Below are 24,523 nucleotides of genomic sequence, written 5' to 3'. Positions count from 1 at the left end.
GAGCCCGGCGCCCCGGAGGTGTGCGGGGTCCGGTTCACCCGAACGGGCGGGGCGCGGGCGCCGCCACCGGATGTCCCGCCACGCGCGTCCCTCCGGGCCCCGCCTCACCGGGCCAGCAACCCCCGGATCTCCTCCGCCACCATCCCCGGCTCCTCCTCCGCCATGAAGTGCCCGCACGTCACCGTCCGGTGGCGCAGGTCGGGGGCCCAGGCCCGCCACAGGGCCTCCGCGTCGTAGCCGAGGGCGGCGCCCCAGTCCTGCTGGAGGACGGTGACGGGCGTGCCGAGGGTGCGTCCCGCGTCGCGGTCGGCGGTGTCGTGGGTGACGTCGATTCCGGCGGTGGCGCGGTAGTCGGCGGTGATCGAGGGGATGGCGGCGGCCGAGGCGGAGAGGTAGGCGGCGCGGATCTCCGGCGGGAGGGCGGCCCGGTCCTGGGTCCAGATGTCGAGGAAGTGGCCGAAAAAGGCTTCGGGGCTGCCGGCGAGGAGCTGTTCGGGCAGGCCGGGCGGCTGGGCCAGCAGGTAGAGGTGGAAGCCGACGGCGGCCGAGGTGCCGTGCAGGGAGTCCCACATGTCGAGGGTCGGGAGGATGTCGAGCAGGGCGACCCGGGTGACCGCCTCGGGGTGGTCGAGGGCGGCCCGGAAGGCGACCAGCGCGCCCCGGTCGTGCCCGGCGAGGGCGAAGCGGTCGTGGCCGAGCGCGGCGGCGAGGCGGACGATGTCGCGGGCCATGGTGCGCTTGGCGTACACCTCCGGGCCGGTCTCGTCCGGCTTGTCGCTGGCGCCGTAGCCGCGCAGGTCCGGGCAGATCACCGTGTGGCCGGTGGCGGCGAGGTCGGCCGCGACGTGCCGCCACATGAGGCGGGTCTGCGGAAAGCCGTGCAGCAGCACCACCGGGGTGCCGCTGCCGGCGACGGCCACATCCAGCCACACCCCGTCGTCCACCGCGACGCGCTGCGAGGTGAAGCCGGGGAGGTCGGTGAGGTCGGGGCGGGGCGCGGGGCCGGAGGACGGGGGCGGGGGAGTCATGGCGGGTCTGTCCGTCTCTCGTGGCAGGGTGGCCACGGGCTGGTGCGGCTGGCGGGAACGGGGCCCCGCCTCGGTACGCCTCCAGCCTCAGGGCGCCGGATCAGCGCTGGATGAGTACGAGCGTGAGGGCAGGGCGAGGGTGACGACGACAGGGAGCCCTGCCTCCGGGGCGGCGGTCGGGTTCGGGGTGCTCGGCCCCGTCGAGTGCCGGGACGGCGCGGGCCTGCCGGTACGGCTCGGCGGGCCCCGGCACCGGGAGGTCGTCGCCCGGCTGCTGGTGGCCCGGCGCCGGGTGGTGCCGGTGGACCGGCTCGTCGCGGACCTCTGGGAGGAGCCGCCGCCGGGCGCGACCGGCGCCGTACGCACCTTCGTCGCCGAGGTGCGCCGCGCCCTGGAGCCAGGCCGCCGCCCGCGTACGCCCTCCCGCCTCCTGGTGACCGAGGGGCCCGGGTACGTCCTGCGTCCCGCCCCCGGCGCCGTTGATGCCTGGCACTTCGAGGCCGAGGTCGCACGCGCCGCCGGGCTCGCCCCCGCCGACGCGGCTCCCGTCCTCGACGCCGCCCTCGCCACCTGGCGCGGCCCCGCCTACGCCGACTTCCCCGGCGCGCGATGGGCGCACGCCGAACGCGCCCGGCTCGCGGAACTGCGCCTGCACGCCGTCGAGCGCCGGGCCGATGCGCTGATCCGCTCCGGCGCACCGCGCGAGGCCGTCTGGGACCTCGACGCCCACGTCGCCGAACACCCCTGGCGCGAGGACGGCTGGCACCTCCTCGCCACCGCCCTGCTCCGCTCCGGCCGCCAGGGCGACGCCCTCGGCGTGCTGCGCCGCGCCCGCCGGGTCCTCGCCGACCAGCTCGGCGCCGACCCGGGCCCCGGCCTCGCCCGCCTGGAACGCGAGGTGCTGCGCCAGGCCGACCACCCCGACGAGGCGGCGCCGGCCACCGGGGACGAGGTGTGGAGCAGCGCGGCGGCGGCGTACGAGGGCAGCGTCCCGGCCCGCTCCCCGGCCCGCCTGGAGGCCACCGCGAGCCTGTTGCGGGAGCTGGCCGTGACCGGCGCGGGCGGCCTCGGCGCGGCCCGGCGCCACCGCGCGGCAGCCGTGGCCGCCGCCGAACGCACCGGGGACGCCGAACTGGCCGCCCGCGTCATCGGCGTGTACGACGTGCCGGCCGTCTGGACCCGGGTGGACGACCCCGACGCCGCCCGCACGGTGGTCCGCGCCGCCGAACGCGTCCTGGCCCGCCTCCCCGAGGACGCCCCCGAGACGGTACGGGCCCGCCTGCTCGCCTCGGTCGCCGTCGAGTCACGCGGCGACGCCCTCGCCGAGGGAGCCCTGCCCCGCGCCGCCGACCCGCCCGGCGGCGCCCGCGAACCCTGGCGCCGCCGCGCCCAACAGGCCGCCGCCGAGGCCGAGTCGGCAGCCCGCCGCCTCCACGACGCCTCCCTCCTCGCCTTCGCCCTGAACGGCACCTTCCTCCAGAGCTTCGCCCGTTGCGGCCAGGCCGCCCGCCGCGACGCGACCGGCGCCGAACTGGTCCGGCTGGCCCGCACCCACGGCCTCCTCGGCCCCGAGGTGCTGGGCCGCCTGATCCGCGTCCAGGCCCTCGCCGGCCTCGGCGACCTGCCCGGCGCCGACCACCAGGCCACCGCCGCCGACCACCTCGCCGACCGCTACGAACGCCCCCTCGCCCGCGTCTTCACCACCTGGTACCGCGCCCTGCGCACCACCCTGGCCACCCCCGCCGACCTGACCGCCACCGAGGCCGCCGAGGTCACCGAGGCCGCCTACGCCGAGGCCGTCGCCCTCCTCCCCACCTGCGGAATGCCCGGCTTCGCCACCGGCCTCCCCGCCCTGACCCGCCTCGCGCCGGTGGTACGGGCAGGCGCACTACCCGCGCCCGAAGCATTCACCGAGGCGGACTGGGGCCCGTACGACCCCTGGGTGCGCCCCCTGCTCCTCCTCGGCGACGCCCGCCCCGACGAGGCCCGCGAGGCCCTGCGCACCGCACCCCGCCCGCCCCACGACCTCATGGCCGAGCCGATGTGGTGCCTGCTGGCCCGCGCGGCGGCGCTCGCCGGTGACCCCGTACTCGCGGCACGGGCGGCGGCCGTACTGAGCCCGGCCGAGGACCAACAGGCAGGTGCGGCAAGCGGGTTGCTGACCTTCGGCCCGGTGGCGGAGTACCTGGCGGAGGCCCGGGAGGCGGCGGGCGGATAGCCGGCCCGCCCGCAGGGTGTCCCGGGCCGGCCGGTGTCCCTCACCCCGCCTCGGAGGCGACCTCCGGCTCCCAGCGGGCGAGGCAGGCGCGGAGCACGTCCGGCGGGACCTCGTAGACCGCGCAAAGACGGTCGAGGGACATGCCCTCGCGATGCTGCGCGAGGATCTGCTCGCGCTTCCACTCCAGATGACGGACCCAGGCGGACAAGGTTGCTCCTTCGCAGGTGACACAGCGTGCGTACGGCGGGATGCGCGGAGAGTCGTCGGCGCTGGGCGCGTTCCAGGGCTGCGGCGAGTCGAGCGCGCGGAACGCCACCCGGTCGAACGCCATCACCCACGGCCCGTACCCCTCCAGCAGGAGCCGCCGCCCACCCGCCCGGGTGTGCCCCCGCTCCACCACCCGCCGGTACTCCCCGGCAACCGACATCAGGTCCCCTTCCCGCACCGTCTCCGGCGTCACGAGCCGCGCCACACAACCGGCCACGGCCCGGGGATCGGAAGCACCCGGATACGTCTGCAACTCCTTCTCGGGAACCAGGAATTGCCGATCCCCGAGCGGCACCGCCGCGACCCTGCGCAAGGCACCCTCCACGTCCAGCAGCACAAGCTGACGACGGGTACGGGGGTGCCAGACGACAAGAGACATGGGGGTACCTACGCAGAGTGGTGGGTGGGTGGTTTCTCTCCGTAAGTCCACAGCCTCACCCAGTGATGGCTAGCCTGGCCAGCGATACCTGTCCCATATCCCTGATGACACAAGGGGCGCACGGCATGAGCCAGGAGAAGGAACTCGATCCGCTCGGGTCGGCCAGGCAGCTGTTCGGCGCGCGGCTCCGGCGCATGCGTAAGGCCCGAGGGTGGAGCCTCGACGTCCTGGAGGCCAGTGTCCCTCTGAGTAAGTCCCAGTTGGCCCGAGTCGAAAGAGGGTCGTACCTGCCTCCGGAGAAGCTTCCGGCCCTGCTCGATGATCTCTTCGGCACGGAGGACCTGTTCGCCGAGCTGTACGTGTTCGCCTGCCGCGAGGCGGTGCAGCAGTACGGGTACAACCTCCTCCTGGATCACGAACGGCGGGCGGTCGGCATCAAGGAGTACGCCGGGGTGCTGATCCCCGGGCTACTCCAGACCGAGGGGTACGCGCGGGCGCTCTTCAGGTCGACGGCGGCTCGTGACGAGGCGTGGCAGGAGGAGCAGCTGGCCATCCGCATGGCTCGCCAGACCAGGCTGCGCGGAGAGAATCCGCCCCACCACGCCGTGATCCTGGACGAAGCCGCGGTCAGGCGCCCCGTCGGCGGACCTGCGGTGATGCGGGAGCAGTTGGAGTACCTCATCACCATGGTCGAGACCCCTTGGTGCGTGATCCAGCTTCTGCCGTTCAGCTACGGCGAGCACGGCATGCTGGGCGGGGCGGTCCACCTCCTGACCATGCCGGACAACCGTACGTTCGCCTACGAGGAGTCGTCCGGGAACGGCACGATGATGGAGGCGCCGGATCGTGTGCAACGCCATGTGCGCCACTGGGACCGGCTCTGGGCTTACGCCGTGAAGCCGCAGGAGACCGCCGCTTTCCTGCGCCAGGTGATCGAGGCACTTCCCGGCTCGACCGCATCCCCCACGGACACAGCCCCCGTTTTCGCACTCACGCCCACCACGCCGACTCCCCGCACTGACGTGTTCAACGTGCGGCATGCCACGCTCGGGGGGAACTCAGAGTCGTAGCGTTCTCCCGCCCCTGAGTTGGAGGTACCACCGATGACGAGGCTTCCGGACCCCGGCGGGGTCAGGTCGTCCTACTGAGCGAACAACGGCGGCTGCATCGAGTGGGCCGCCACCTACGCCGCCGCCTTCGGCCAAGTCCCCGTCCGCGACAGCAAGGACACCACTCTCGCGGGCTTCACCGTGGCCGCTCCCGCCTGGTCTGTGTTCGTGGACTATGCCAAGTCTGTGAGGGTCTGAAATCCCCGTGCGCGCAGGGGCGTTGAGCGGGAAGATCTGAGGCGTAGCGTTCTCCCGCCTGTGCGAGTTGGAGGTACTGCCGATGATCAGATTCCTGGACCCCGGTTGGGGCAAGACGTCCTAGAACCAGGCCGGGCCCTCCCTCAGGGCCCGGCCCGCTGCTGTTTCGGGCGGGTCACGATGGGCGGCAGTCCCCCGGCGCAGGGCCGGGGGGCCGCGAGGATGAGCGCGTGGCGATAGCGGAGTTGGTGCTCAAGTACCTGGACACGTTGGTGTGGCCGGTGGTCACGGTGGTCCTGGTGTGGATGTTGCGGGCGCAGATCCGGCAGGCGTTCGGGCGGCTGACGCGGCTGGAGACTCCGGCGGGGACGCTGGAGTTCGAGGCGGAGGCGCGGGCGGTGCGTGACGAGGCCGATGATCTGCGGGCGCCGGCGGGGGAGGAGCCCGGCCGGACGCTACCCGGCTCCGTCCGGACGGAGCCCGACGACTGGTGGCCCGAGGACGAGGACGAAGAGCCGCCGCCGGACGAGGACGCCCTCCCTCCCGATCCGGAGGAGAGGCCGTACGAGTTTCCGCGTGGCGGCGGTTGGGGCGCCCCTGCCGGAGGCGGCGACAGTCCTCGCCGGACGGGTCCCCTGCCCCTGCCCCGACGGGACCCCTTCCAGGAAGCGCTGGAGCTGGCGGCGGACTCGCCTGTGCGGGCGGTGGCCACCGCGTGGCAAGGCCTGGTGGTGTGCGCCGTGGAGGTACTGGCCGCCCGTGGCCACCCGCTCGGTCCGCAGCCGTACGCCCACAGCTCGGAGCAGATCCGGGCGTGGTTGGCGGGGCTGGGGCTGCCCGTCGAGGCACAGGGCGTCCACGTACGGCTGCAAGCCCTGTGGAATCAGGCGTTCCAGCATCCGGAAGCGGTCACCCCGACCGCCGCCGGCGACTACGTCCGTAGCTGCCGTTCCCTGGCGGCCGAGCTGCGCGAACTGATCGGACCCGGGACGCAAAGTGGAGGAACAGCATGACCAGCAGGTTCACCGAGCTGACCGTCGACTGTCAGGACCCGGAGCGCCTGGCGGCGTTCTGGTGCGCGGTGCTGGACTTCAAGGTGATCGACTCGGGGGAGGGCAAGGTCGAGATCGGGTCCTGGGTGCCGTCCGTCGAGGAGGTCCGTGCCCGGCAGATGCCGCCCACCCTGGTCTTCATCCGGGTGCCCGAGGGCAAGGCGGGCAAGAACCGGCTCCATCTCGACGTCAGCCCCGTCGACCGCAGCACCGAGGAGGAGGTCGCCAGGCTGCTCGGCCTCGGTGCCACCAGGAAGGACGTGGGCCAGGGGCCGGGCCGGAGCTGGGTGGTCATGGCCGACCCCGAGGGCAACGAGTTCGACGTCCTGCGCACCCTGGCGCCGTAGGGCACCTCCTGAGCCCCCCGAGCACCTACCGGTACAGCCCGTCCCCGTGCGGCCACACCCGGGAGGCGACGACCTCGGCGACCAGGTCCGGGGTCAGTTCGGTGGTGTCGATGACCTCGGCCTCGCGGTAGAGCCAGGGCACGGCCTGCTGGTAGCGGGGGAGGTGGTCCAGGCGCCACTGGCGGCCGGCGACGCTGGCGGGCTCGGTGTCGTTGGCGATGCGGTGGACCAGGGTGTCCTGGTCGGTGTGGAGCAGGAAGTGGTGGACCGGGATTCCGGCCTTGGCCAGGCCCGCGCGGATCTCCTGCCAGTACTGCTCGACCAGGACCGTCTGCGTGACGACCAGCGTGCCGCCGACGTGGTCCAGGACCTGACGGGCGGTCTCCACGACCAGGCCGCGCCAGGGCGGGAAGTCCTGGAAGTCCCCCTCCGGGACGCCCAGTACGTGCCACAGCATCTCCCCGACCTTCTCGGCGTCGAAGATCCGGGAGTCGCGTATCCGCGTGGTCAACTCCCCGGCCGTAGTGGTTTTCCCTGCCCCGAACGTGCCATTCAGCCAGATGATCACACCGGTAACTTTACGTGCTCTTGGGGTGACGGGGGAGGCCGCACCCCGGCCCGGCGCGGACGCCGGGGCGGGGCGAGGCCCGGCCCCGGCGCCCGCGCGTGCGGCGCGGGTCAGCCTCGCGGGGGCACCGGGGCGGGCACGGCGGAGGGCTCCTCGGCCGGCCCGGGGACCGGCGACGGCTCCTCGGTCGGCGCGGGCACGGGCGACGGCTCCTCGGTCGGAACGGGCACCGGGGTCGGCTCCTCGGTCGGCGCCGGCACCGGCGTGGGGGCCTCGGCCGGCGTGGAGGCTTCCTCGGCCGGGGCGGGCGCGGGCACGGGGGTGGGGGCCTCGTCCGGCGCCGAGACCTCGACCGGGGCGGGGACCTTCGCCGGGGCGGAGCCGGAGGCCGCGGCCACGCTCGCCGTACCGGCGGCGAGCAGCGCGGCTCCGGCCGCGAGGCCGTAGATCCGGCGGCGGTTCAGGGTGATCTTCCGGTGCAGGGACACGGGTTCTCCTCTTTCGGCTGCGGACCCTCCGCGCATCGGAGGGCCTGGCGCAAGAGGAGTACGGGGGTGGCGCCCGCCCAGGTTGCACGGCAGCCGCTTTCCGTCCGCGTGCAACCTGCGCGCGCCCGGCCCCGTATGGAAGAACAGCAGGGGTGGGGCGGCGGAAGGTCGGGACGAGTGAAACAAGCGGTGCGGGAACGGGAGTTCCGGGAGTACGCCGAGGCGTGCCAGGCGCGCCTGAGGCGTGCCGCCTTCCTGCTGTGCGGGGACTGGCACCAGGCCCAGGACCTGACCCAGACCACCCTGATGAAGCTCTACGCGGCCTGGGGCCGGGTCCGCCGGGACGGCAACGTGGACGCCTACGCGCGCACCATCCTCACCCGCACCTTCATCGACCAGCAGCGCAAGGGAGGCTGGCGCGAGGAGTCGGTGGGCGAGATACCCGAGGTCCCCGTCCCGGCCACGGGCACACCGGAGTTGCGGTTGCTGATGAAGGAGGCGCTGATGACGCTGGCACCGAGGTACCGGGCCGTCCTGGTACTGCGGTACTGGGAGGACTGGACCGTCGAGGAGACCGCCCACGCCCTCCAGGTGACACCGGGCACGGTCAAGAGCCAGAGCGCCCGGGGGCTGGCCCGCCTGCGCCAGGCCGTCGAGAACCTGTCCCACGAGACGGCCGGGAGGTGACACGCGAGATGGACCACGGGATGGGCCAGGGGGCGGACCGGGCGGACCGGGCGGACCGGGCGGACCGGGCGGGCAGGACGGATGGCGAGAGGTACCAGGGGATGGACCGGCGGGAGAACGCGGAGCTGTACGCCGCCTTCGAGGCCCTGCTCGACGCGGGCCCCGAGCCGCCCCTGCCCAGCGTCACCGACGCGGCCGTCGCCGGGGGGCGGAGGATCAGGCGCCGCCGTACCGCCGTGGCCCTCGCGGGCGCGCTGGTGGTCGCGGTGTGCGGGGTGACCACGGCCGTCAACGTGGCCGACAGCCGCCCCGACTCCGTACAGCAGGAGCCCCTCGCCCCGCCCACCCCGACGCAGGAGCCCACCGAGGTGCCGACCCCCGTCGCCACACCGGAGCCGGCTCCCGGCTGAGCCTCCTGAGGCACGGGGCGCCGGACCGCACGGCCCCGCTCCGGCTCACTCGCCCCCGAGCAACAGGCCGATCAGCCGCCCCAGTTCCTCCTTCGGGTCCGGTGCGCCCGGCCAGCCGGTCATCAGCAGGTGGTGGGCGGTGCCGACGAGGGAGAGGGCGGCGGTACCGGGGTCGGTGGCCGCCGGGAAGCGGCTGAGGGACTGTTCGGCGCGGAGGTAGGCGGTGATCGCGTCCTGGATCGCGGTGAAGCCGGGGGCGCCCGCCGCCATGGCCTCGCGGAAGCGTTCGGCGGCGCCGGGGCGGGTCAGGGCGAGGCCGGAGACGGCGGGGCCGCCGGAGTCGAAGAGGGCGTCGGTGACGGTGGCGAGGTGGGCGGCGACCGTACCGGTTCCGGCCAGCGCGGGCAGGGCGCGGGCGGTGGCGGCGGTACGGGCGAAGCGGTCGAGGCAGAGGGCGGCCACGAAGGCGTCCATCCCCGCGAAGTGGGTGTGCAGCAGCCCCTTGGCGCAGCCCGCCTCGGTGGTGACGGCCCGGCTGGTGAGGGCTCCGGGGCCGTCCCGGACGACGACGCGTTCGGCGGCGGCGAAGAGCAGTTCGGTCACGTCCGGCGTCGCGACTCCCCGCGGTGACATGGGCTTTCTCCTCGCTCGCCGTGGTGCGGCCTCGGTGCCCGCGCGGTGGGGCGCGGCCCCGGGATCGTAACGGAGATTGCCGTTTTGGGCGCGCGCCCATACTCTTTGGGCGCTTGCCCATTCTTCGTTCCGTCTCGCTTCTTTCCTCACGCCTCGCCTCGCACCACGTCAGGGAGTCCGTCGTGCCCGAGATCGTCAACACCGCGCAGTCGCACGCCTGGAACGGGCCGGAGGGGGTCCACTGGGCCGCCCACCAGGACCGCTGGAACGCCGTCAACGACGGATTCAACGCACCGCTGCTCGACGCCGCCCGCCTCACCGCGACCGGCCGCGTCCTCGACATCGGCTGCGGCGCCGGACGCACCACCCGGCTGGCCGCCCGCCGCGTACCCCGGGGCAGCGCCCTCGGCCTGGACCTCTCCGGCCCCATGCTCGCCGAGGCACGCGCCCGCGCCGCCCGGGAAGGCATCCGGAACATCTCCTTCGTCCAGGGCGACGCCCAGACCCACCCGTTCGAGCCCGGCCCCGGCGGCTTCGACGCCGTCATCAGCCGCTACGGCGCCATGTTCTTCGCCGACCCCGCAGCCGCCTTCACCCACCTCCACGCCGCCGTGCGCCCCGGCGGCCGCCTCGCCCTCATCTGCCCGGCGGACCCCGGACGCAACGGCTGGGTCACCGCGATGGCCTCGCTGCGCGGCATCCTCCCGCTCGGCGACTTCGGCCGCGCGGACACCCCCGGCATGTTCTCCCTGGCCGACCCGGACCACGTCCGCCGCCTCCTCACCTCGGCCGGCTGGACCGCCGTCGGCGTCGAGCCCGTCGAGGCGTACGGAGTCTGGGGCCAGGACGCCGAGGACGCCGCCGACTTCCTGCTCGCCACCGGCCCCGGCCGCCACCTGGCCGACCAGGCCGCACCGGCCGACCTGACCCGCGCCCGCACCGCACTCCGCGACCACCTGCGCGCCCACGAGACGGCCGACGGCACCGGCGTACGGCTCCTCAGCACCTCCTGGCTGATCACGGGGGAGCGGCCCCCGTCCCCGCTCAGCCCCAGGTGAGCGGATCGAGATGGAGGTAGAAGCGGAGGCGGCCGGGGTCGGGTGCGAGGCCGTACCACTCGGCGAAGGCCGCGTCCGCGTCCCGGGCCCGCTCCTCGTCGGGCCACGTCTCCCGCGCGTTGGCGAGCAGCAGCGCCAGATCGGCGTGGCGGTCGGCCACCCCGAGGCGGCCCAGGTCGATGAAGCCCGCCACGTCCAGGGTCTCCGGGTCGAGGACGATGTTGGGCAGGCACAGGTCACCGTGGCAGACGACCAGGTCGGCCGCCTCCTCCTCCCGGCGCCGCGCGAGCTGCCCGGTGAGCCGGTCCAGCAGCTCCGGCCCCGGCGTCCCCCGCTGCTCGTCCGGAAGGAACTCCGGGTTGACGGCGTCCCGGGCCACGACCTCGCGCGCCACCGCGACCATGGCGTCCAGCCTCCGGTCGAAGGGACACGCGGACACCGGCACCTCGTGCAGCCGCCGCACCGCGTCCGCGATCCGCCCCCAGGCCGCCCCCAACTGCCCGGCCGACACCTGATCAGCGGAAACACCGGGCACCGCACCGGTCACCAGACAGGCACCCGCCTCCCCGTCCCGCCAGTCGAGCACCCGGGGCCCCGGCACCCCCTGCCCGCCCAGCCACCCGGCCCGGTCCCGCTCCTCCGCCAGCTCGGCCACACCCCCGGGCCCCACACACTTGGCATACCGGGCCCCGTCCGCACTACGGAACACGGCCGCCCCGGACTCACCCGCCGCGACCGGAACCCAGCCGCCGCCCTTCGCGCCTGGCAGGAGCGGCGACGGGGTCAGCGGCGTTCCGGGGTGGTCGCTCATGGCGGCACTCTAGCCAGGGGGGGGCGCGGGGCCTCGGATCGGCGGGCACGTGCATGGGCATGGGCCCGCGCCCGGGCGCGCGGGGTACGGGTCAGAGCGGTGCCAGGTGCATCAGGACCTCGTCGCGGTCGTCCCCCGGGCCGAAGCGCAGGACACCGGGGCGCCGCCCGGACTCCCGCCAGCCGAGACGGCCGTAGAACTCCTCCAGCCCGGCGCCCCCGCGTGCGGCGAGGTGAAGCTGTTCGAGGCCCAGTTCCTCGCGGGCGACCTGGCGGACGTACCCCATCAGGGCGCCGCCGATGCCGCGTCCTCGCAGCTCGGGGTGGGTCTGGACGTGGTGGCAGCGTGCCAGAAGCGCGGCCCGGCGCCCGGCCCCCGTGACCGGCCCGGACGCCCGCCCGGCACCATGGCCTACGACGCGCCCCGCGTCCGCCCACCCACCCCGCACCCCGGAGCCGCGCCGTGCCCCACGCCCTCACCCACGACGACGTCCAGGCCGCCGCCGAGCGGATCGCGGGCCAGGTCCGGCCCGTCGCCGTCGCCCCGCTCGACCTCGGCGCACCCGGCACTCCGCCCCCCGGCCGGGTCCACGCCGCCCTGGAGTTCGCCCAGTTCACCGGGAGTTTCAAGGCCCGGGGCGCCGCCAACTTCATCGCCGCCCACCGCGAGGCCGGCACCCTGCCCGAGGCGGGCGTGACCATCGCCTCCGGCGGCAACGCCGGGCTCGCCTGCGCCTGGGCGGCCCGCGCCCACGGCGTCCGCGCCACCGTCTTCCTCCCGGCCACCGCCCCCGCCGTCAAGGTCGAGCGGCTGCGCCGGTACGGCGCCGAGGTCCGGCTGACCGGCAGCGAGTACGCCGAGGCGCTGGCCGCCTGCGAGACGTACGCGGCCGAGTCCGGCGCCCTGGCCAGCCACGCCTACGACCACCCCTTCATCGCCGCCGGGGCAGGCACCCTCGTCGACGAGATCCGCGCCCAACTCCCCTCCCTGGACACCCTCGTGGTCGCCACCGGCGGAGGCGGCCTGTTCGCCGGGGTCGCCACCGCCGCCCGCCACCACGGCCTGCGGACCGTCTCCGCCGAACCGGAGGGCAGCCGCGCCCTGCACGCGGCCCTGGCCGCCGGGGGGCCGGTCGACGTACCCGTGGACTCCGTCGCCGCCGACTCCCTCGGCGCCCGCCGCGCCGGGCAACTGGCTTACGCCGCCGCCCAGTACGACTCCACCCGCTCCGTCCTCGTCACCGACGACGCCCTCACCGCCGCCCGCCACACCCTGTGGACCGAACACCGCTTCGCCGTCGAACACGGCGCCGCCACCGCCCTCGCCGCCCTCACCGACCCTTCCCCCGGCCACGGCTACACCCCCGCCCCCGACGAAACCGTCTGCGTCGTCCTCTGCGGCGCCAACACCGACCCGGCCACCCTCAGCCACTGACCAGCGAGCAGGCCACCCCGCCCGACCAAGCCGTACGCTCGCCCCCGCCTCGTCCGCACCCTCTACGGTGACCGTGCTCGACGGGGCCGAGGGCTGGGCGTACGCGGTGTCCGGCCGGGTGCGCGGGACGGCCCTGGACGACCTGTCCGGCGAGGCCGTCGCACGCACCCTGCCCAGCCTGCTGCGCGCGCTGGACGCCGCCGCCCGCGTAGACCTCGCCGGCACCTCCGGCTACGGCATCTGGGCCCCGGATGGCCGTGCCCCGCACGCCAGTTGGCCCGAAGCCCTGCTCGCCATCGGGACCGAGACACCCCGGGTGCCGGGGTGGCGGGCGGCGCTGGTCGATTCCGGGATCGGCCTCGGCCCCGTCGAGGCGGGGCTGTCGGCGCTGGCCGCCCTCACGCCCTGCCTCCCCGACGCCCGCCGCCTGATCCACGGGGACCTGCTCAGCCGCAACGTCCTCGCCGGTGAGGCGGGGATCACCGGCGTCCTGGACTGGGGCAACGCCCTGTACGGCGACCCGCTCTACGACGCGGCCTGGCTCCTGCACTGGTGGCCCTGGTATCCGGGCTGGCGCCTGGGGGATCTCCACGCGGCCCTGCTCACCCACTGGCGCGCCACCGGGCCGACCCCGGCCCACTTGCGGGAACGCCTGCACGCCTACCTGCTCCACATCGCCCTCGACGCCCTCGCCTACTGCGCCTACCGGAGACGATGGGACGAGGTGCGCGCCCACGTCGGCACCGTGCTGACTCTGGCGTCGGCCGATGGGGGAGAGAGTGTGCTCATTCCGGCCGGTGCCTGACGGGAAAGGTCACCGCGTCCTGCGTGGCCCGAGCCCGCGCGGTCTCCGGTAGCCGACGGCCGCTTCCAGGACGACCAGGGCGAGGCCGCCGGGGCCGGATCGCGCCCTGCTCCTCGGGCAGTGCCGCCAGGCGGCGGGCGGGGTGAGACCGGCCCCGGCGGCCTCGCTCTCGGCGGCGTCCGGGAAGCGGGCGTTGACGGTGTGGTGGTGGTTGCCGTACTGGATGACGGTCTTCGGGTGTGTCCGCAGGTTCCGGTACCAGTCGGCCTGGTCCCCGCCCGCGGCGGCGACCGTCCAGCGGCCCTCGGGGGCGTCGAAGTCCAGGACGGCGAGGACGGTGCGGTAGTACCGGCCGGTGACGCGGCCGGTGTGGTGGAGCAGGAGCAGCCGGCCGCCCAGGACCGGGGCCAGTCCGACGCGGAAGAGGAACGGGGGCAGCCGCTCCGCGAGGTGCCTGGGAGGGGAACCGCCGGGACGAGGGTGTCCGGAGTTCATGAACGGCCTTCCGTGCGGGGGCGTCTGGCTGAGCGGGCCGACCGGCGGTCACCCGTCGCTCCTTGCTCTGGGCAACCGTTGCACAGGGCAAATGAGACGGTGCGGTGATGGTCCGACCCGTTGTACGGCTGTTGTGGATCTGGAACGTGCTCTCGGGGCGTGTGCCCCGGTGCCGAGGCGGTAGAAAGGGGGTATGCCGGAGAACGCTTCCGCCGCGAAGCCCCCGGACGGCATCGATGTCGACGTCGATGCCGTCACCGGCGCCGTGCTGACCGCCTCCCGCCTGCTGGTGGCGATCTCCGCGCGTTCGCTCGCGGCCGTCGGGGACCGGGTGACCCTGCCGCAGTTCAGGATGCTCGTCGTCCTCTCGGTGCGCGGCCCCACCAGGCTGGTGACCCTGGCCGAGGCACTGGGAGTGGCACCGTCCACGGCGATGCGCATGGTCGACCGCCTGATAGCGGCCGGCCTGGCCGAGAGACAGGCCAATCCGGGCAACCGCCGGGAGACCTCGCTGTACCTCACCGACGCCGGTCTGCGCACGGTGCGGGAGGTGACGGACCGCAGGCGCGCCGAGATCGCCGGCGTCGTCGCCCGGCTGGAACCGGCCCGGCGCGCGGACCTGGTGGCCGCCCTGCACGCGTTCAACGAGGCCGGAGGCGAGCCACTGGCCCCGACGGGAGCGGCCGACACCCACCCGCTGGGGTGGGGCGGCGACCCGGCCGGGCCGTCGCCACGGGGATGACGGGGGGTCCGTCAGGCCGGCCCGTGGTCGCGTGGGTCCGGGCGTCGGCGTGGCATGTCCACCAGAAACCGGGTCGCCGGTCCGCGCGCCCCGCTGCTAGGAAGGGGCATGGACACGGACCTGACAGACCCCGTCGAGCGCATGCTGGCCGAGCGCGCGTGCGAGCGGCTGATCGTGGAGTTCGGGCAGAGGCTCGACCTGGGCGACCCAGGAGACGTCGCGGAACTCTTCACCGAGGACGCGGTGTGGGAATGGCCGGCCGGAGAACGCCGTATCGAGGGCCGCGAGCCCCTCAGGGCGTACTTCGCGGGCCGCCCCGCCGACCGCCTCTCGCGCCGCGTCGCGAGCAACATCCTCGTGACCGTCACCAGCCCGGACACCGCCACCGCGACCAGCTACTTCACCACGTACCGCGTGGACGGCCACACCGGCGGCCCGGTCCCGGCCCGCCCGCCGGTCCAGGTGGGCCACTACGAGGACACCTTCCACCGGGCCGGAGGCCGCTGGCGGCTCGCCCACCGCACCCTCTTCCTGGCCTTCGCCGGCCCCACGGACCGGCTCCCCGCGGTGGGGCGGGACTGACGGGCGCGCCCCGTGGTCCCTGTCCACAGGCGGTGGAAAACTTGTGCGGGTCAGCCGGGCGCCAGGCCGGTGCCGGGCGGGATCGGGAGGCCGCAATGCCGCAGCTGGAGCTGTCCGCCGGGGACGTGGACTACGAGGACACGGGCGGGGACGGCCCCGTCGTGGTGCTGCTGCACGGGGTGGCGATGGACGCGAGCCTCTGGGACGAGGTCGTGCCGGGGCTGAGCGGGGAGTACCGGTGCGTACGGCCCGTGCTGCCGCTCGGCGGCCACCGCAGGCCGATGCGGGCCGGGGCCGACCTGTCGGTGCCCGGCGTGGCGCGGCTGGTCGCCGAGGTGCTGGAGCGGCTGGACCTGCGCCGGGTGACCCTGGTCCTCAACGACTGGGGCGGCGCCCAGGCCCTGTTGGCCCTGGGCCTCGGCGAGCGGATCGGCCGGCTCGTCCTCACCTCCTGCGAGGCGTTCGACAACTACCCGCCCGGCCTGCCGGGCCGCAACCTCGTCGCCGCCGCCCGCCTCCCGGGCGGCCTCGCCGCCGCCTTCGGCCTGCTGCGCCTCCGCCCCGCGCGCCGCCTGCCGATGACCTGGGGCCGGATGAGCCTGCGCCCCGTCCCGGCCCGGCTGATGGACGGCTGGCTGCGCCCCGCCCAGACCTCCCCGGAGATCCGCCGCGACCTGCGCGCCTACCTGCTGGGGGTGCCGCCCCGCGAGGAACTGCTGCGCTGGACCGAGGCGCTGAGGGAGTTCGAGGGGCCCGCGCTGGTGGCCTGGGCCGCCGAGGACAAGGTGATGCCGGTCGAGCACGGCCGGCGGCTGGCCGCGCTGCTGCCCCGGGCCGCGTACGTGGAGATCGCCGGGAGCCGCACCCTGATCCCCGTTGATCAGCCCGCGGAACTCCTGGCCCACCTGCGGGACTTCCTCGCCCGTACCGACTGCTGAGCCACGGCCGGGACGCCGGCGCGTACGCCTCGTGGGGGCCGGGTCCCGGCGCGTACCATGCGGGAAATCGACACAGGGGGGAGTCGTTCCATGAGCGGCTGGATGTGGTGGGGCCTGGCGTTCATGCTGCTGGGCGGCGGAAGCTGGATCGGGGAGAGCGTGCGCAGCGCGCTCAAGGCGCGGCACACCCGCAAACTGGAGCTGCAACGCGCCGAGACCGAGCGGCAGCGTGCCCTCGACGCGGCGAACCGCCCGCCGGAGCCCATCTGCGGCTGCACGCACCACCTCGCCAAGCACGACAAGCAGGGCACGTGCCACGAGCGGGTCCAGGCCCCGGTCGAGTGGGACGCCGACCGCAAGCCGGTCAAGTTCGAGGAGCGCCCCTGCAACTGCCAGCAGTACGTCGGCCCCGAACCGCTGGGCACGGTGTACGCGCCGGAGATCACCGACCGGGGCTGACCGGGTTCCGCCTGCGCGCGTTGCGCGTTATGGGGTGTTCCGTGCGGGTATGCGCCTCTTCGGAAGCCGTATCCCAGGCCGAGAAGGAGACAGCACCCCCATGGCCACCCCGACCAACCGCATCCTGATCATCGTCACCAGCGCGGGCGAGTACGAGAGCGCCGGCTACCGCACCGGTCTCTGGCTCGGCGAGCTGACCCACTTCTACGACGTCGCCGAGGCGGCCGGGTTCGGCCTCACCATCGCCAGCGTCGACGGCGGCCGCGTCCCGATCGACCCGGAGAGCCTCGCCCACGACGTCCTCGCCGACCAGGGCACCGCCGAGCGCTACGCCGACCGCACCTTCATGAACCTCCTGGAGGACACCGTCGCCGTCGCCGACGTCCGGCCCGAGGAGTACGACGCGATCTACCTCACCGGCGGCCACGGCACCATGTTCGACTTCCCGCGCAGCAAGGCGCTGGGCGAACTGGTCGCCGCCTTCCACGACGAGGGCCGCGTCGTCTCCGCCGTCTGCCACGGCCCGTGCGGCCTCCTGGAGACCACCCTCGCCGACGGCCGGCCGCTCCTGCGGGGCCGCGAGGTCACCGGGTTCTCCTGGCCCGAGGAGGAACTGGCCCAGCGCGCGGACGCCGTCCCGTTCAGCCTGGAGGAGCGGCTGCGCGCCCTCGGCGCCTCCTACAGCGTCGCCGAGGAACCCTTCGCCCCCTACGTGGTGGAGGACGGCCTGCTCATCACCGGCCAGAACCCGGCCAGCGCGACCCCGGTGGCCGAGGCGGTCGTACGGGCGCTGCGCTGAGCCCCGCCGGGGGGCGCGGGCTCAGACCCGCCCGGTGCCGCCCGGCCGCCTGCGGGCCGCGAGCTGCCGCGCCCGGCGCCACTCGCGCACCACCTCGTCCACCTTTAAGCGGGGGATGCCCAGCGGCGGACCGGGCGGCGGCATCAGGTGCAGATCGGTGATCCGCCTGTTCAGCTCGCCGACCCGGCGCCGGACCTCCGCCTCGTCCTCGATCCGGGCCAGCACGGCGGGCAGATCCTCGGCGTCCCGCCGGCACACCGCCACCAGCGACCCCGCCCCGTCGGCGGGCCGCTCCTGCCCCAGCCCCTCCCGCCGCATCTTGGCCTTGACCCACCACAGCGCGTCGTACTCGATCTCGTTCCCCGGCAAGGGCTTCCCCCGCCCGGGCAACTCCGCGAACTCCCCCCCGCCGCTCGGCCTGCCGGATCTGATGCTCCACCCAGTCCTCGTGCGAGACGTCCGCCGGTTTCCGCTCTGTCATGGTTCCAGGGTCGCAGGGGGTGGGGCGGGGCTCAAGGGCGGAACCTGGGGCCTGTCAGCGTAGGTCGATCATGCGTACGGGCTGGCCCGTGGCGCGGGCGACGGTTTCGAAGTCACGGTCGTGGTGGAGCAGGGTCAGGCCGGACTGCTCGGCGGTCGCCGCGAGGAGCAGGTCCACGGCGCCCGCGCTCCGGTGTTCGCCCTTGTCGGTCAGGAGTGCCTGCACCGTCCGGGCGCGGCGGAAAACTCCGTCCGGCATCGGGCACCAGGTGAAGAGGGACAGGCGGTCGCGGATCGCGTCACGGTCGCTGGTGGACCTGGCTGAGTAGAGGAGTTCGAGTTCGGTCAGGTCGCAGAGGGAGACCAGACCGGCTCCGATGCGGTGCTCCCATTCCCTGGGTACCCGCCGCTGCAGGACGCGCACCAGCGCCGAGGTGTCGATCAGGTAGTCGGGAACGCTCACCTGCCGATTCCACCCCGCCGTGCGGACTTGTCGAGCAGGACCTCGATGTCCAGGGCGCCTTCGGCCGTGAGCTCCTGGAGCTCGTGCAGCGCGCGAAGGCGTGCGTTGCGCTCGACGACTTCCCGTAGGGCGGCGTTGACCGTGTCGCGTTTGGTCCGGGTGCCGAGCTCCTGGGCTGCCGCCGCCAGGGCGTCGTCGTCGAGGTCGATCACTGTTCTGCTCATGGGCCCGCCCTTCGTATATCTAACGGCGTATATCTCTGTATCGTACTCCTTATATATCGCCCTGTCGCAGACTTCGCCCGCAGCTCTTGCCTTGCCTACTCACCCCCGACCCCCACCGCCTCCCCCGCCCAAGCCCGCTGGAAGGCGTAGCGGGCCGCTTCCACCTCGTGGCGCTGGTCGGCGTGGAGGACGCCGAGGGCGTAGGCGGTGGTGGGGGCGATGCGGGGGGTGGCGGCGGCGGAGGCGGCTTCGTGGGCGGCCTCCGAGGCGTCGCGGTGGTGGTCGAGGGCGTGGCGGGCGGCGGTGACGCGGGGGTCGGGGGCGGCGTCGGGGGCGACGACCTCCTGGGCGTACCGGTGCAGGCGGAGCAGGAGGCGGACCTGGTGCCAGGGGGTGTCCTGGCCGTCCGGTGCCGGTACGGCGAGGGCGAGGGCGTCGGCGTTGTACGGGTGGCCGGCGCGGTGGAGCGGCAGGGCGGTGACGGCGTCGGAGAGGCGGCGGGCGGCGGCCTCGGCGAGGGTGTCGGCGCGGCCGGCGGGGCGGAGGTGGGCGTCCTCGGCGAGCGGTACGTCGCCGCCGAGCAGGGCCACCTCGTCGACGAGGGCGTGCAGCCGGGCCGAGGCGAAGGCGGTCAGGCAGGCCGAGTGGGCGCGGGTCCGGGCCAGAGTGAGGCGGCGTTCCAGGAGGGCGCCGGCCTTGGCGGCTCCTATGCCGGGGCCGCCGCGGCGGGGCGCGGCCGGGCCCGAGAGGCGGTGCAGCGAGGCGAGGAGCCGGGTCAGGCGGGCCGCGACCAGGTGTTCGTCGGCGAGGACGCCGCTGAGCCAGGTCAGCTCGGGCCGTAGCCGGTCGGCCCACTCGCGGTCCAGCAGGGGGCGGAAGGTGTGCAGGGTGGCGCCGAGGCGCCGGGCCGAGCGGCCCAGCGACCGGGCCGCCTCTCTGGCCTCCTGCGGGTCCTGGGCGGCCTCGGTGTGGTGGCGCAGGGCCCGCAGGAAGGCCGCGGCCTCGGCGCGCAGGGCGGTGGCGACGGGGGCCGCCGCCGGGGCCGGGCCGGCGGCCTGCTCGGGCAGATGGTCCGGCTCAGGGAGTCGGGGCACGTCGGCGCCTCCGCGCGTCGATGAGCATTTCCTGTACGTGGCGGAGCGGCTTGCCCTCGGCGTCGTGGCTGTGGCGGGTCCATTCGCCGTCGGCGTCGAGGTGCCAGGAGCTGGTGGTGTCGGCGACGCCGGTCTCCAGCAGCCGGTCGAGGGTGGCGCGGTGGGCCGGGTCGGTGACGCGGACCAGGGCCTCGATGCGCCGGTCGAGGTTGCGGTGCATCATGTCGGCGCTGCCGAACCACACCTCGGGCTCGTCGCCGTTGCCGAAGACGAAGACCCGCGAGTGCTCCAGGAACCGGCCGAGCACGGACCGCACCCGGATGTTCTCGGAGAGGCCGGGCACGCCCGGCCGCAGCGCGCAGATCCCGCGCACCCACACGTCCACCGGCACCCCGGCCATGCTCGCCCGGTACAGGGCGTCGATGACCGCCTCGTCCACCATCGAGTTGACCTTGATCCGGACGTACGCCTCGCGGCCCGCCCGGTGGTGCTCGATCTCCTGGTGGATACGGGCGACCAGGCCGGCCCTCAGCGAGTGCGGGGCGACCAGCAGGCGGCGGTAGCTCTCGCGGCGGGAGTAGCCGGAGAGCCGGTTGAAGAGGTCGGAGAGGTCGGCGCCGACCTTCGGGTCGACGGTCAGCAGCCCCAGGTCCTCGTAGAGCCGGGCGGTCTTCGGGTGGTAGTTGCCGGTGCCCACGTGCGAGTAGCGGCGCAGGAGTTCGCCTTCCTGGCGGACGACCAGCGACAGCTTGCAGTGGGTCTTCAGGCCGACCAGCCCGTAGACCACGTGGCAGCCCGACTCCTCCAGCTTGCGGGCCCACTTGATGTTGGCCTGCTCGTCGAAACGGGCCTTGATCTCGACCAGCACGAGGACCTGTTTGCCGGACTCGGCGGCGTCGATGAGCGCGTCGACTATCGGCGAGTCGCCCGAGGTCCGGTAGAGCGTCTGCTTGATGGCCAGTACGTCCGGGTCTGCCGCGGCCTGCTCCAGGAACGCCTGCACGGAGGTGGAGAAGGAGTCGTAGGGGTGGTGCAGCAGCACGTCCCGTTCGCGCACGGCCGCGAAGATGTCTGGCGCCGACGCCGACTCGACCTCGGCGAGGTCACGGTGGGTGCGCGCCACGAACTTCTTGTACTTCAGCTCGGGTCGGTCGAGCCCGGCGATGCCGAAGAGCCCGGTCAGGTCGAGCGGACCTGGCAGCGGGTACACCTCGGCGTCGCTGATCTTCAGCTCGCGCACCAGCAGGTCCAGCACGTACGGGTCGATCGACTCCTCGACCTCCAGGCGCACCGGGGGCCCGAAGCGGCGCCGCATGAGCTCCTTCTCCAGGGCCTGGAGCAGGTTCTCGGTGTCGTCCTCCTCGACCTCCAGGTCCTCGTTCCGGGTGAGCCGGAACATGTGGTGCGCCAGCACCTCCATCCCCGGGAACAGCTCCTCCAGGTGGGCCGCGATCACGTCCTCGATGGGGACGTACCGCTCCGGCGACGCCTCCAGGAAGCGCGACAGCAGCGGCGGCACCTTCACCCGCGCGAAGTGCCGGTGGCCGCTGACCGGGTTCCGGACCACCACGGCGAGGTTGAGCGACAGCCCCGAGATGTACGGGAAGGGGTGCGCCGGGTCGACCGCCAGCGGGGTCAGCACGGGGAAGATCTGCTGCCGGAACAGGGTGAACAGGCGGGCCTGCTCCTCCTCGGTCAGCTCCGCCCAGCGCACCAGGTGGATGCCCTCGTCGGCCAGGGCCGGGGCGATGTCCTGCTGGTAGCACGCGGCATGACGGGCCATCAGCTCCCTGGACCGCGCCCAGATCATCTCCAGCACCTCACGCGGCTGGAGCCCCGACGCCGACTTCGTCGCCACGCCCGTCGCGATGCGGCGCTTCAGCCCCGCCACCCGGACCATGAAGAACTCGTCCAGGTTCGACGCGAAGATCGCCAGGAAGTTGGCGCGCTCCAGCAGCGGGGTGTACGGGTCCTCCGCCAGCTCCAGCACCCGCTCGTTGAAGGCGAGCCAGCTGCGTTCCCGGTCCAGGAACCGGCCCTCGGGCAGCTCTGCCTCGTCGTCGCCCGGGTAGTCGTCCGGGTCCGAGTCGAGGTCGGCCGCGGGCTGTGCGCGGTGCGCGGAGGTGAGGGAGGCCAGTGGGGGCTGGGGGCCCTGCTCCAGCGGGTCAGGGGTCTCTCCTGGAGTACGCAGCATGGCCCCATTCTTCCCGGTCGCCGGGGGCATGGGCGCGTCGGAAAGGGCGGAGGCCAGCCTCAAGGGGGGCTTTCGCTCGGGTTCGGGCGCTGCGGGCTGCATGGGGCGAGCGTGCCAAGGGTTGCTGAATCCCGGGTTACGGGGATGTGTCCTGGCGGACAGCGGGGGGTTGCCTTACGGGCGGGTTCGCCCGTTCGGGTGAGCCGGGGGTGCGGCTGCGCCGCGACCAGGTTGTGGCTGCGCCGCGACTGGGGGTGCCGGTTGTGGCCGGGCTGTCAGGTTCGCGGTTCCTCCGGCACGGGGGTGGGGCGGGGCCGCGCCGGGGTACCTCCTCACAAACTGCATGGTGCGGGGTGAGTTGGAGTATGGCTGCCTCGTGTGCAGTTTGCTGCGGGACACACGGCCGCCTTGAAGCGACTGACCCCGCACCATGCAGTTTGTGAGGAGGTACCCCGACCCGGCCCCGCCCGACCCACGCGGGGAACGACCCGCGAACCCCATAGCCCGGCCGGCGTTTGAGGCCAATCGGTGACCGGCACGGGCAACAACCGGGCACCCCCAGCAGCGGCGCAGCCACACCCCGGCCGGCGAGTGAGGTCAGGGTGTGCGGCGTCGCAGAACGAGGAAGGCGGCCCCGGCGGCGAGGACGGCCAGGAGCAGCACGAGCCCGGACTCGACGAGCTGGAGGGGCAGCCGGTGCGAAAGGGGGTGGAACTCCACGAGCCAGGATTCCACCCCGGCCCGCACCCCACACTCCTTGATCCCCCCGGTAGGGACGGTGCACGAGGCGGGATCTATCCGCACCCCGTCCCCGGTCACGAGCCACTGCCCCCGCACCTCGGCCCCCGTGGGCCAGTCGGTGCCGGGGGAGGGCCAAGCGCCCCGCCCTTCCGAGAAGGGCGTGACCACGGTGGAGACCGGCCACAGCCAGGGCCGCCCGAACGTCCCGGCGACCAGCAGCACCCCGGTCCCCGCGACCCCGGCGAAGATCGCGGGCAGCGCACGCCCGATGAGCGTCCCCGCGCACACCCCGAAGGCCAGCCCGAGCAGGCAGTACGCCACGAGTACGGGCCCGGAGCCGACGTACCCGCCCGGCTCCCAGCCGCCGAACCCCCAGACCCCTTCCATGGGGGCGACCGCTGTCCGGAAGACCATGACCAGGAAGACCGTGCCGACGGCGACCGCCACGGAGCCGAGCGCCAGCGTGGAGCGGAGCCAGCGGACCGGGGAGGCGGCGGACTGGGTCCACAGGAGGTGGTGGGTGCCGAGTTCGCGTTCGCGGGCGGTGAGCGGCCCGGCCGCGTAGGCGGCGATGACGAGGGGGACGAGGAGGAGCACGTTCTGGCTCTGGTTGAGCAGGGACCAGTAGACGGTGTGGGCGGTCTCGTACGCGTTCAGCCCCGGGCACCCGGAACCGGTCCCGCAGGCGGCGACCTCCGCCGGGCTGTACGCGGAGCGCCACAGCAGTGAGCCGAGCAGCAGCAGGGTGAAGAGCCCGACCAGGACGGCGCCCACCACCAGCGCCGTGCGGTGCAGCCGCAGTACGGCACGGGGCAGCGCGGCCCGGCGGTCGCGGGCGGCGGACGCGGGGGCGTCGGCCCGCCCTGCGGGGGTCAAGGTCGCGGTCACGCCTGCACCCCCGTACCCGCCAGGTCCCGCACGGTCGCCTCGGGCGCGAGCAGCGCGGGCGCGGACGGATTGCGCAGGTGGGCCAGGAGGACGTCCTCCAGGCTCGGTTCCTCGCACTCCCAGCCGGGGCCGACCGGACCCTCGGGCCGGATCAGGGCGCTCTGGCCGCGCCCGTGCGGCCGGGACTCGATCACCGTGTGCGGGGCGAGTTCGGCGGCCCCACCCGGCCCCGTGACCAGCCGGTGGACGGCGGTCAGGTCGTCCGCCGGCCCGGCCATGCGCACCCGCCCGCCCCCGAGCAGCAACAGGAAGTCGCAGGCCCCGGCCAGTTCGCCGAGGATGTGCGAGGACATGACCACGGTGGTGCCGTGCTCGGCCGCCTCCGCCAGCAGCGTCCCCATCAACTGGTGGCGCGCCAGCGGGTCGAGGTCCGAGACCGGCTCGTCGAGCAGGAGCAGCGCGGGCCGCTTGCCGAGGGCCAGCGCCAGCGCCACCCGCGTCCGCTGCCCGCCGGAGAGCCCGCGCACCTTGGCGTACGGGTCGAGCGCCGACTCGGCCCCGTCCCCGTGCACGATCCGTTCGGCGGCCTCCTGGTCCCAGCGCCCCGGGTTGAGGTCGGCGCCGAGCCGCAGGGTGTCGGCCACGGTCAACTGCGGGAACAGCGCCTTGTCCTGGGCCACGTAAGCGATCTCGCGCCGCGCCTCGGCCGGGGTCGTGCCGAGCACGCGCAGCTCCCCGCCGGAGGGCCGGGCCAGTCCGGCGGCCAGGGTGAGCAGGGTGCTCTTGCCCGCGCCGTTCGGCCCGACCAGGGCACAGATCCGCCCGGCCGGCAGCCGGAACGAACAGGCGTCGAGCGCGTTCCGGCGCCCGAAGCGTTTGCCGAGGCCCCGGGCCTCGATGGCGGTGTCGGTGTCGGTCATGGTGAGTCCTTG

29 protein-coding genes and 1 pseudogene are annotated in these 24,523 nt (G+C 74.4%); 15 read left to right on the top strand and 15 right to left on the bottom strand.

Going from position 1 to position 24,523, the window contains the following annotated elements; genetic code table 11:
- Nucleotides 1-104: 104 nt before the first annotated feature.
- Nucleotides 105-1,028: an alpha/beta fold hydrolase gene (locus tag IF45_RS0110385; protein ID WP_030306929.1), complete on the bottom strand. Its 924-nt coding sequence runs from the start codon at nt 1,026-1,028 to the stop codon at nt 105-107.
- Nucleotides 1,029-1,167: 139 nt separating this feature from the next.
- Between IF45_RS0110385 and IF45_RS0110380 the strand changes: the two genes are divergently transcribed.
- Complete coding sequence (locus IF45_RS0110380; RefSeq protein ID WP_440862113.1) at nt 1,168-3,246, top strand: AfsR/SARP family transcriptional regulator; 2,079 nt, start codon at nt 1,168-1,170, stop codon at nt 3,244-3,246.
- Nucleotides 3,247-3,286: 40 nt separating this feature from the next.
- Here IF45_RS0110380 and IF45_RS33825 read toward each other — a convergent pair whose 3' ends face one another.
- A complete protein-coding gene (locus IF45_RS33825) occupies nt 3,287-3,673 on the bottom strand; it encodes a hypothetical protein (protein ID WP_226660282.1) in 387 nt (128 codons plus the stop codon).
- Between the two features lie 344 nt (nt 3,674-4,017).
- Between IF45_RS33825 and IF45_RS0110370 the strand changes: the two genes are divergently transcribed.
- From IF45_RS0110370 to IF45_RS0110360, 4 genes and pseudogenes are all read left to right on the top strand, one after another.
- Nucleotides 4,018-4,962, top strand: coding sequence for a helix-turn-helix domain-containing protein (locus IF45_RS0110370; protein ID WP_003949103.1), 945 nt, complete (start codon nt 4,018-4,020; stop codon nt 4,960-4,962).
- A 33-nt stretch (nt 4,963-4,995) separates the two neighbouring features.
- Nucleotides 4,996-5,199 (top strand): annotated as a pseudogene (locus IF45_RS32220) (DUF397 domain-containing protein).
- Between the two features lie 230 nt (nt 5,200-5,429).
- On the top strand, nt 5,430-6,212 hold the full coding sequence (locus IF45_RS0110365) for a hypothetical protein (RefSeq protein WP_030306924.1): 783 nt from the start codon (nt 5,430-5,432) through the stop codon (nt 6,210-6,212).
- The gene (locus IF45_RS0110360) at nt 6,209-6,598 is read left to right on the top strand and encodes a VOC family protein (protein ID WP_030306923.1); all 390 of its coding nucleotides are present in this window, start codon (nt 6,209-6,211) and stop codon (nt 6,596-6,598) included. The genes IF45_RS0110365 and IF45_RS0110360 overlap by 4 nt, the downstream gene beginning before the upstream one ends.
- A gap of 25 nt (nt 6,599-6,623) precedes the next feature.
- Here the strand turns inward: IF45_RS0110360 and IF45_RS0110355 are convergent, their stop codons facing one another.
- Nucleotides 6,624-7,166, bottom strand: coding sequence for an AAA family ATPase (locus tag IF45_RS0110355; RefSeq protein WP_003949099.1), 543 nt, complete (start codon nt 7,164-7,166; stop codon nt 6,624-6,626).
- A 110-nt stretch (nt 7,167-7,276) separates the two neighbouring features.
- Nucleotides 7,277-7,654, bottom strand: coding sequence for a hypothetical protein (locus IF45_RS0110350; RefSeq protein WP_030306921.1), 378 nt, complete (start codon nt 7,652-7,654; stop codon nt 7,277-7,279).
- Between the two features lie 177 nt (nt 7,655-7,831).
- On the opposite strand from IF45_RS0110350, the gene IF45_RS0110345 reads away from it, so the two are divergent.
- Both IF45_RS0110345 and IF45_RS31320 read left to right on the top strand, forming a co-directional pair.
- Nucleotides 7,832-8,341, top strand: a complete 510-nt coding sequence (locus IF45_RS0110345) for a SigE family RNA polymerase sigma factor (RefSeq protein WP_003949097.1) — start codon at nt 7,832-7,834, stop codon at nt 8,339-8,341.
- An 8-nt stretch (nt 8,342-8,349) separates the two neighbouring features.
- Nucleotides 8,350-8,751 (top strand): hypothetical protein, encoded by a 402-nt coding sequence (locus IF45_RS31320; protein WP_030306918.1) that lies wholly within the window; start codon nt 8,350-8,352, stop codon nt 8,749-8,751.
- 45 nt (nt 8,752-8,796) lie between these two features.
- On the opposite strand, the gene IF45_RS0110335 is transcribed toward IF45_RS31320, so the two are convergent.
- Nucleotides 8,797-9,384, bottom strand: a complete 588-nt coding sequence (locus IF45_RS0110335; protein ID WP_030306917.1) for a TetR/AcrR family transcriptional regulator — start codon at nt 9,382-9,384, stop codon at nt 8,797-8,799.
- 182 nt (nt 9,385-9,566) lie between these two features.
- Here IF45_RS0110335 and IF45_RS0110330 point away from each other — a divergent pair, with 182 nt between their 5' ends.
- On the top strand, nt 9,567-10,442 hold the full coding sequence (locus IF45_RS0110330; RefSeq protein ID WP_030306915.1) for a class I SAM-dependent methyltransferase: 876 nt from the start codon (nt 9,567-9,569) through the stop codon (nt 10,440-10,442).
- Here the strand turns inward: IF45_RS0110330 and IF45_RS0110325 are convergent.
- Nucleotides 10,429-11,253, bottom strand: a complete 825-nt coding sequence (locus IF45_RS0110325) for an APH(3'') family aminoglycoside O-phosphotransferase (protein WP_030306913.1) — start codon at nt 11,251-11,253, stop codon at nt 10,429-10,431. The two genes, IF45_RS0110330 and IF45_RS0110325, sit on opposite strands and share 14 nt — an antisense overlap.
- A gap of 91 nt (nt 11,254-11,344) precedes the next feature.
- The gene (locus tag IF45_RS33255) at nt 11,345-11,701 is read right to left on the bottom strand and encodes a GNAT family N-acetyltransferase (RefSeq protein WP_078842863.1); all 357 of its coding nucleotides are present in this window, start codon (nt 11,699-11,701) and stop codon (nt 11,345-11,347) included.
- Nucleotides 11,702-11,715: 14 nt separating this feature from the next.
- On the opposite strand from IF45_RS33255, the gene IF45_RS0110315 reads away from it, so the two are divergent.
- Nucleotides 11,716-12,687, top strand: a complete 972-nt coding sequence (locus IF45_RS0110315; protein ID WP_030306911.1) for a serine/threonine dehydratase — start codon at nt 11,716-11,718, stop codon at nt 12,685-12,687.
- A gap of 67 nt (nt 12,688-12,754) precedes the next feature.
- Nucleotides 12,755-13,492 carry a phosphotransferase family protein gene (locus tag IF45_RS0110310; RefSeq protein WP_030306909.1) on the top strand — a complete coding sequence of 246 codons (738 nt, stop codon included), beginning with the start codon at nt 12,755-12,757 and terminating at the stop codon, nt 13,490-13,492.
- Nucleotides 13,493-13,501: 9 nt separating this feature from the next.
- On the opposite strand, the gene IF45_RS0110305 is transcribed toward IF45_RS0110310, so the two are convergent.
- The gene (locus tag IF45_RS0110305; RefSeq protein WP_008411234.1) at nt 13,502-13,987 is read right to left on the bottom strand and encodes a nitroreductase family deazaflavin-dependent oxidoreductase; all 486 of its coding nucleotides are present in this window, start codon (nt 13,985-13,987) and stop codon (nt 13,502-13,504) included.
- A gap of 193 nt (nt 13,988-14,180) precedes the next feature.
- On the opposite strand from IF45_RS0110305, the gene IF45_RS0110300 reads away from it, so the two are divergent.
- From IF45_RS0110300 to IF45_RS0110280, 5 genes are all read left to right on the top strand, one after another.
- Nucleotides 14,181-14,729, top strand: a complete 549-nt coding sequence (locus tag IF45_RS0110300) for a MarR family winged helix-turn-helix transcriptional regulator (protein WP_030306907.1) — start codon at nt 14,181-14,183, stop codon at nt 14,727-14,729.
- Nucleotides 14,730-14,837: 108 nt separating this feature from the next.
- The gene (locus IF45_RS0110295) at nt 14,838-15,311 is read left to right on the top strand and encodes a nuclear transport factor 2 family protein (RefSeq protein WP_008411237.1); all 474 of its coding nucleotides are present in this window, start codon (nt 14,838-14,840) and stop codon (nt 15,309-15,311) included.
- A gap of 95 nt (nt 15,312-15,406) precedes the next feature.
- Nucleotides 15,407-16,249, top strand: a complete 843-nt coding sequence (locus tag IF45_RS0110290; RefSeq protein ID WP_030306904.1) for an alpha/beta fold hydrolase — start codon at nt 15,407-15,409, stop codon at nt 16,247-16,249.
- A gap of 90 nt (nt 16,250-16,339) precedes the next feature.
- On the top strand, nt 16,340-16,708 hold the full coding sequence (locus IF45_RS0110285) for a hypothetical protein (RefSeq protein ID WP_008411241.1): 369 nt from the start codon (nt 16,340-16,342) through the stop codon (nt 16,706-16,708).
- A gap of 100 nt (nt 16,709-16,808) precedes the next feature.
- On the top strand, nt 16,809-17,507 hold the full coding sequence (locus tag IF45_RS0110280) for a type 1 glutamine amidotransferase domain-containing protein (protein WP_008411243.1): 699 nt from the start codon (nt 16,809-16,811) through the stop codon (nt 17,505-17,507).
- Between the two features lie 21 nt (nt 17,508-17,528).
- Here IF45_RS0110280 and IF45_RS31315 read toward each other — a convergent pair whose 3' ends face one another.
- The 7 genes from IF45_RS31315 to IF45_RS0110245 all read right to left on the bottom strand — a co-directional run bounded on the left by IF45_RS31315 (nt 17,529) and on the right by IF45_RS0110245 (nt 24,511).
- Complete coding sequence (locus tag IF45_RS31315; RefSeq protein ID WP_370443947.1) at nt 17,529-17,876, bottom strand: DUF1992 domain-containing protein; 348 nt, start codon at nt 17,874-17,876, stop codon at nt 17,529-17,531.
- A 166-nt stretch (nt 17,877-18,042) separates the two neighbouring features.
- On the bottom strand, nt 18,043-18,450 hold the full coding sequence (locus tag IF45_RS0110270) for a PIN domain nuclease (protein WP_003949083.1): 408 nt from the start codon (nt 18,448-18,450) through the stop codon (nt 18,043-18,045).
- The gene (locus tag IF45_RS0110265; RefSeq protein WP_003949082.1) at nt 18,447-18,674 is read right to left on the bottom strand and encodes a type II toxin-antitoxin system VapB family antitoxin; all 228 of its coding nucleotides are present in this window, start codon (nt 18,672-18,674) and stop codon (nt 18,447-18,449) included. Before IF45_RS0110265 ends, IF45_RS0110270 begins: the two co-directional genes overlap by 4 nt.
- Nucleotides 18,675-18,769: 95 nt before the next feature.
- Nucleotides 18,770-19,768 (bottom strand): CHAD domain-containing protein, encoded by a 999-nt coding sequence (locus tag IF45_RS0110260; protein WP_010644926.1) that lies wholly within the window; start codon nt 19,766-19,768, stop codon nt 18,770-18,772.
- Nucleotides 19,752-21,962: an RNA degradosome polyphosphate kinase gene (locus IF45_RS0110255; protein ID WP_010644928.1), complete on the bottom strand. Its 2,211-nt coding sequence runs from the start codon at nt 21,960-21,962 to the stop codon at nt 19,752-19,754. Before IF45_RS0110255 ends, IF45_RS0110260 begins: the two co-directional genes overlap by 17 nt.
- A gap of 597 nt (nt 21,963-22,559) precedes the next feature.
- Nucleotides 22,560-23,591, bottom strand: a complete 1,032-nt coding sequence (locus tag IF45_RS0110250) for an ABC-2 membrane transporter-related protein (RefSeq protein WP_030306900.1) — start codon at nt 23,589-23,591, stop codon at nt 22,560-22,562.
- Nucleotides 23,588-24,511 (bottom strand): ABC transporter ATP-binding protein, encoded by a 924-nt coding sequence (locus IF45_RS0110245; RefSeq protein WP_003949078.1) that lies wholly within the window; start codon nt 24,509-24,511, stop codon nt 23,588-23,590. The genes IF45_RS0110250 and IF45_RS0110245 overlap by 4 nt, the downstream gene beginning before the upstream one ends.
- Nucleotides 24,512-24,523 lie beyond the last annotated feature (12 nt).

Origin of the sequence: Streptomyces albidoflavus (assembly GCF_000719955.1) — a bacterium.
In the GTDB taxonomy this organism is placed as follows: domain Bacteria; phylum Actinomycetota; class Actinomycetes; order Streptomycetales; family Streptomycetaceae; genus Streptomyces; species Streptomyces albidoflavus.
This window is presented reverse-complemented; position numbering and strand designations above follow the sequence as displayed.

Excerpts from the sequence above, each read along its gene's own strand:
- IF45_RS0110385 (WP_030306929.1), bottom strand. The coding sequence starts at position 1,028 with ATGACTCCCCCGCCCCCGTCCTCCGGCCCCGCGCCCCGCCCCGACCTC.
- IF45_RS33825 (WP_226660282.1), bottom strand. The coding sequence starts at position 3,673 with ATGTCGGTTGCCGGGGAGTACCGGCGGGTGGTGGAGCGGGGGCACACC.
- IF45_RS0110370 (WP_003949103.1), top strand. The coding sequence starts at position 4,018 with ATGAGCCAGGAGAAGGAACTCGATCCGCTCGGGTCGGCCAGGCAGCTG.
- IF45_RS0110360 (WP_030306923.1), top strand. The coding sequence starts at position 6,209 with ATGACCAGCAGGTTCACCGAGCTGACCGTCGACTGTCAGGACCCGGAG.
- IF45_RS31320 (WP_030306918.1), top strand. The coding sequence starts at position 8,350 with ATGGACCACGGGATGGGCCAGGGGGCGGACCGGGCGGACCGGGCGGAC.
- IF45_RS0110335 (WP_030306917.1), bottom strand. The coding sequence starts at position 9,384 with ATGTCACCGCGGGGAGTCGCGACGCCGGACGTGACCGAACTGCTCTTC.
- IF45_RS0110325 (WP_030306913.1), bottom strand. The coding sequence starts at position 11,253 with ATGAGCGACCACCCCGGAACGCCGCTGACCCCGTCGCCGCTCCTGCCA.
- IF45_RS0110305 (WP_008411234.1), bottom strand. The coding sequence starts at position 13,987 with ATGAACTCCGGACACCCTCGTCCCGGCGGTTCCCCTCCCAGGCACCTC.
- IF45_RS0110300 (WP_030306907.1), top strand. The coding sequence starts at position 14,181 with ATGCCGGAGAACGCTTCCGCCGCGAAGCCCCCGGACGGCATCGATGTC.
- IF45_RS0110295 (WP_008411237.1), top strand. The coding sequence starts at position 14,838 with ATGGACACGGACCTGACAGACCCCGTCGAGCGCATGCTGGCCGAGCGC.
- IF45_RS0110290 (WP_030306904.1), top strand. The coding sequence starts at position 15,407 with ATGCCGCAGCTGGAGCTGTCCGCCGGGGACGTGGACTACGAGGACACG.
- IF45_RS0110285 (WP_008411241.1), top strand. The coding sequence starts at position 16,340 with ATGAGCGGCTGGATGTGGTGGGGCCTGGCGTTCATGCTGCTGGGCGGC.
- IF45_RS0110280 (WP_008411243.1), top strand. The coding sequence starts at position 16,809 with ATGGCCACCCCGACCAACCGCATCCTGATCATCGTCACCAGCGCGGGC.
- IF45_RS0110265 (WP_003949082.1), bottom strand. The coding sequence starts at position 18,674 with ATGAGCAGAACAGTGATCGACCTCGACGACGACGCCCTGGCGGCGGCA.
- IF45_RS0110255 (WP_010644928.1), bottom strand. The coding sequence starts at position 21,962 with ATGCTGCGTACTCCAGGAGAGACCCCTGACCCGCTGGAGCAGGGCCCC.
- IF45_RS0110245 (WP_003949078.1), bottom strand. The coding sequence starts at position 24,511 with ATGACCGACACCGACACCGCCATCGAGGCCCGGGGCCTCGGCAAACGC.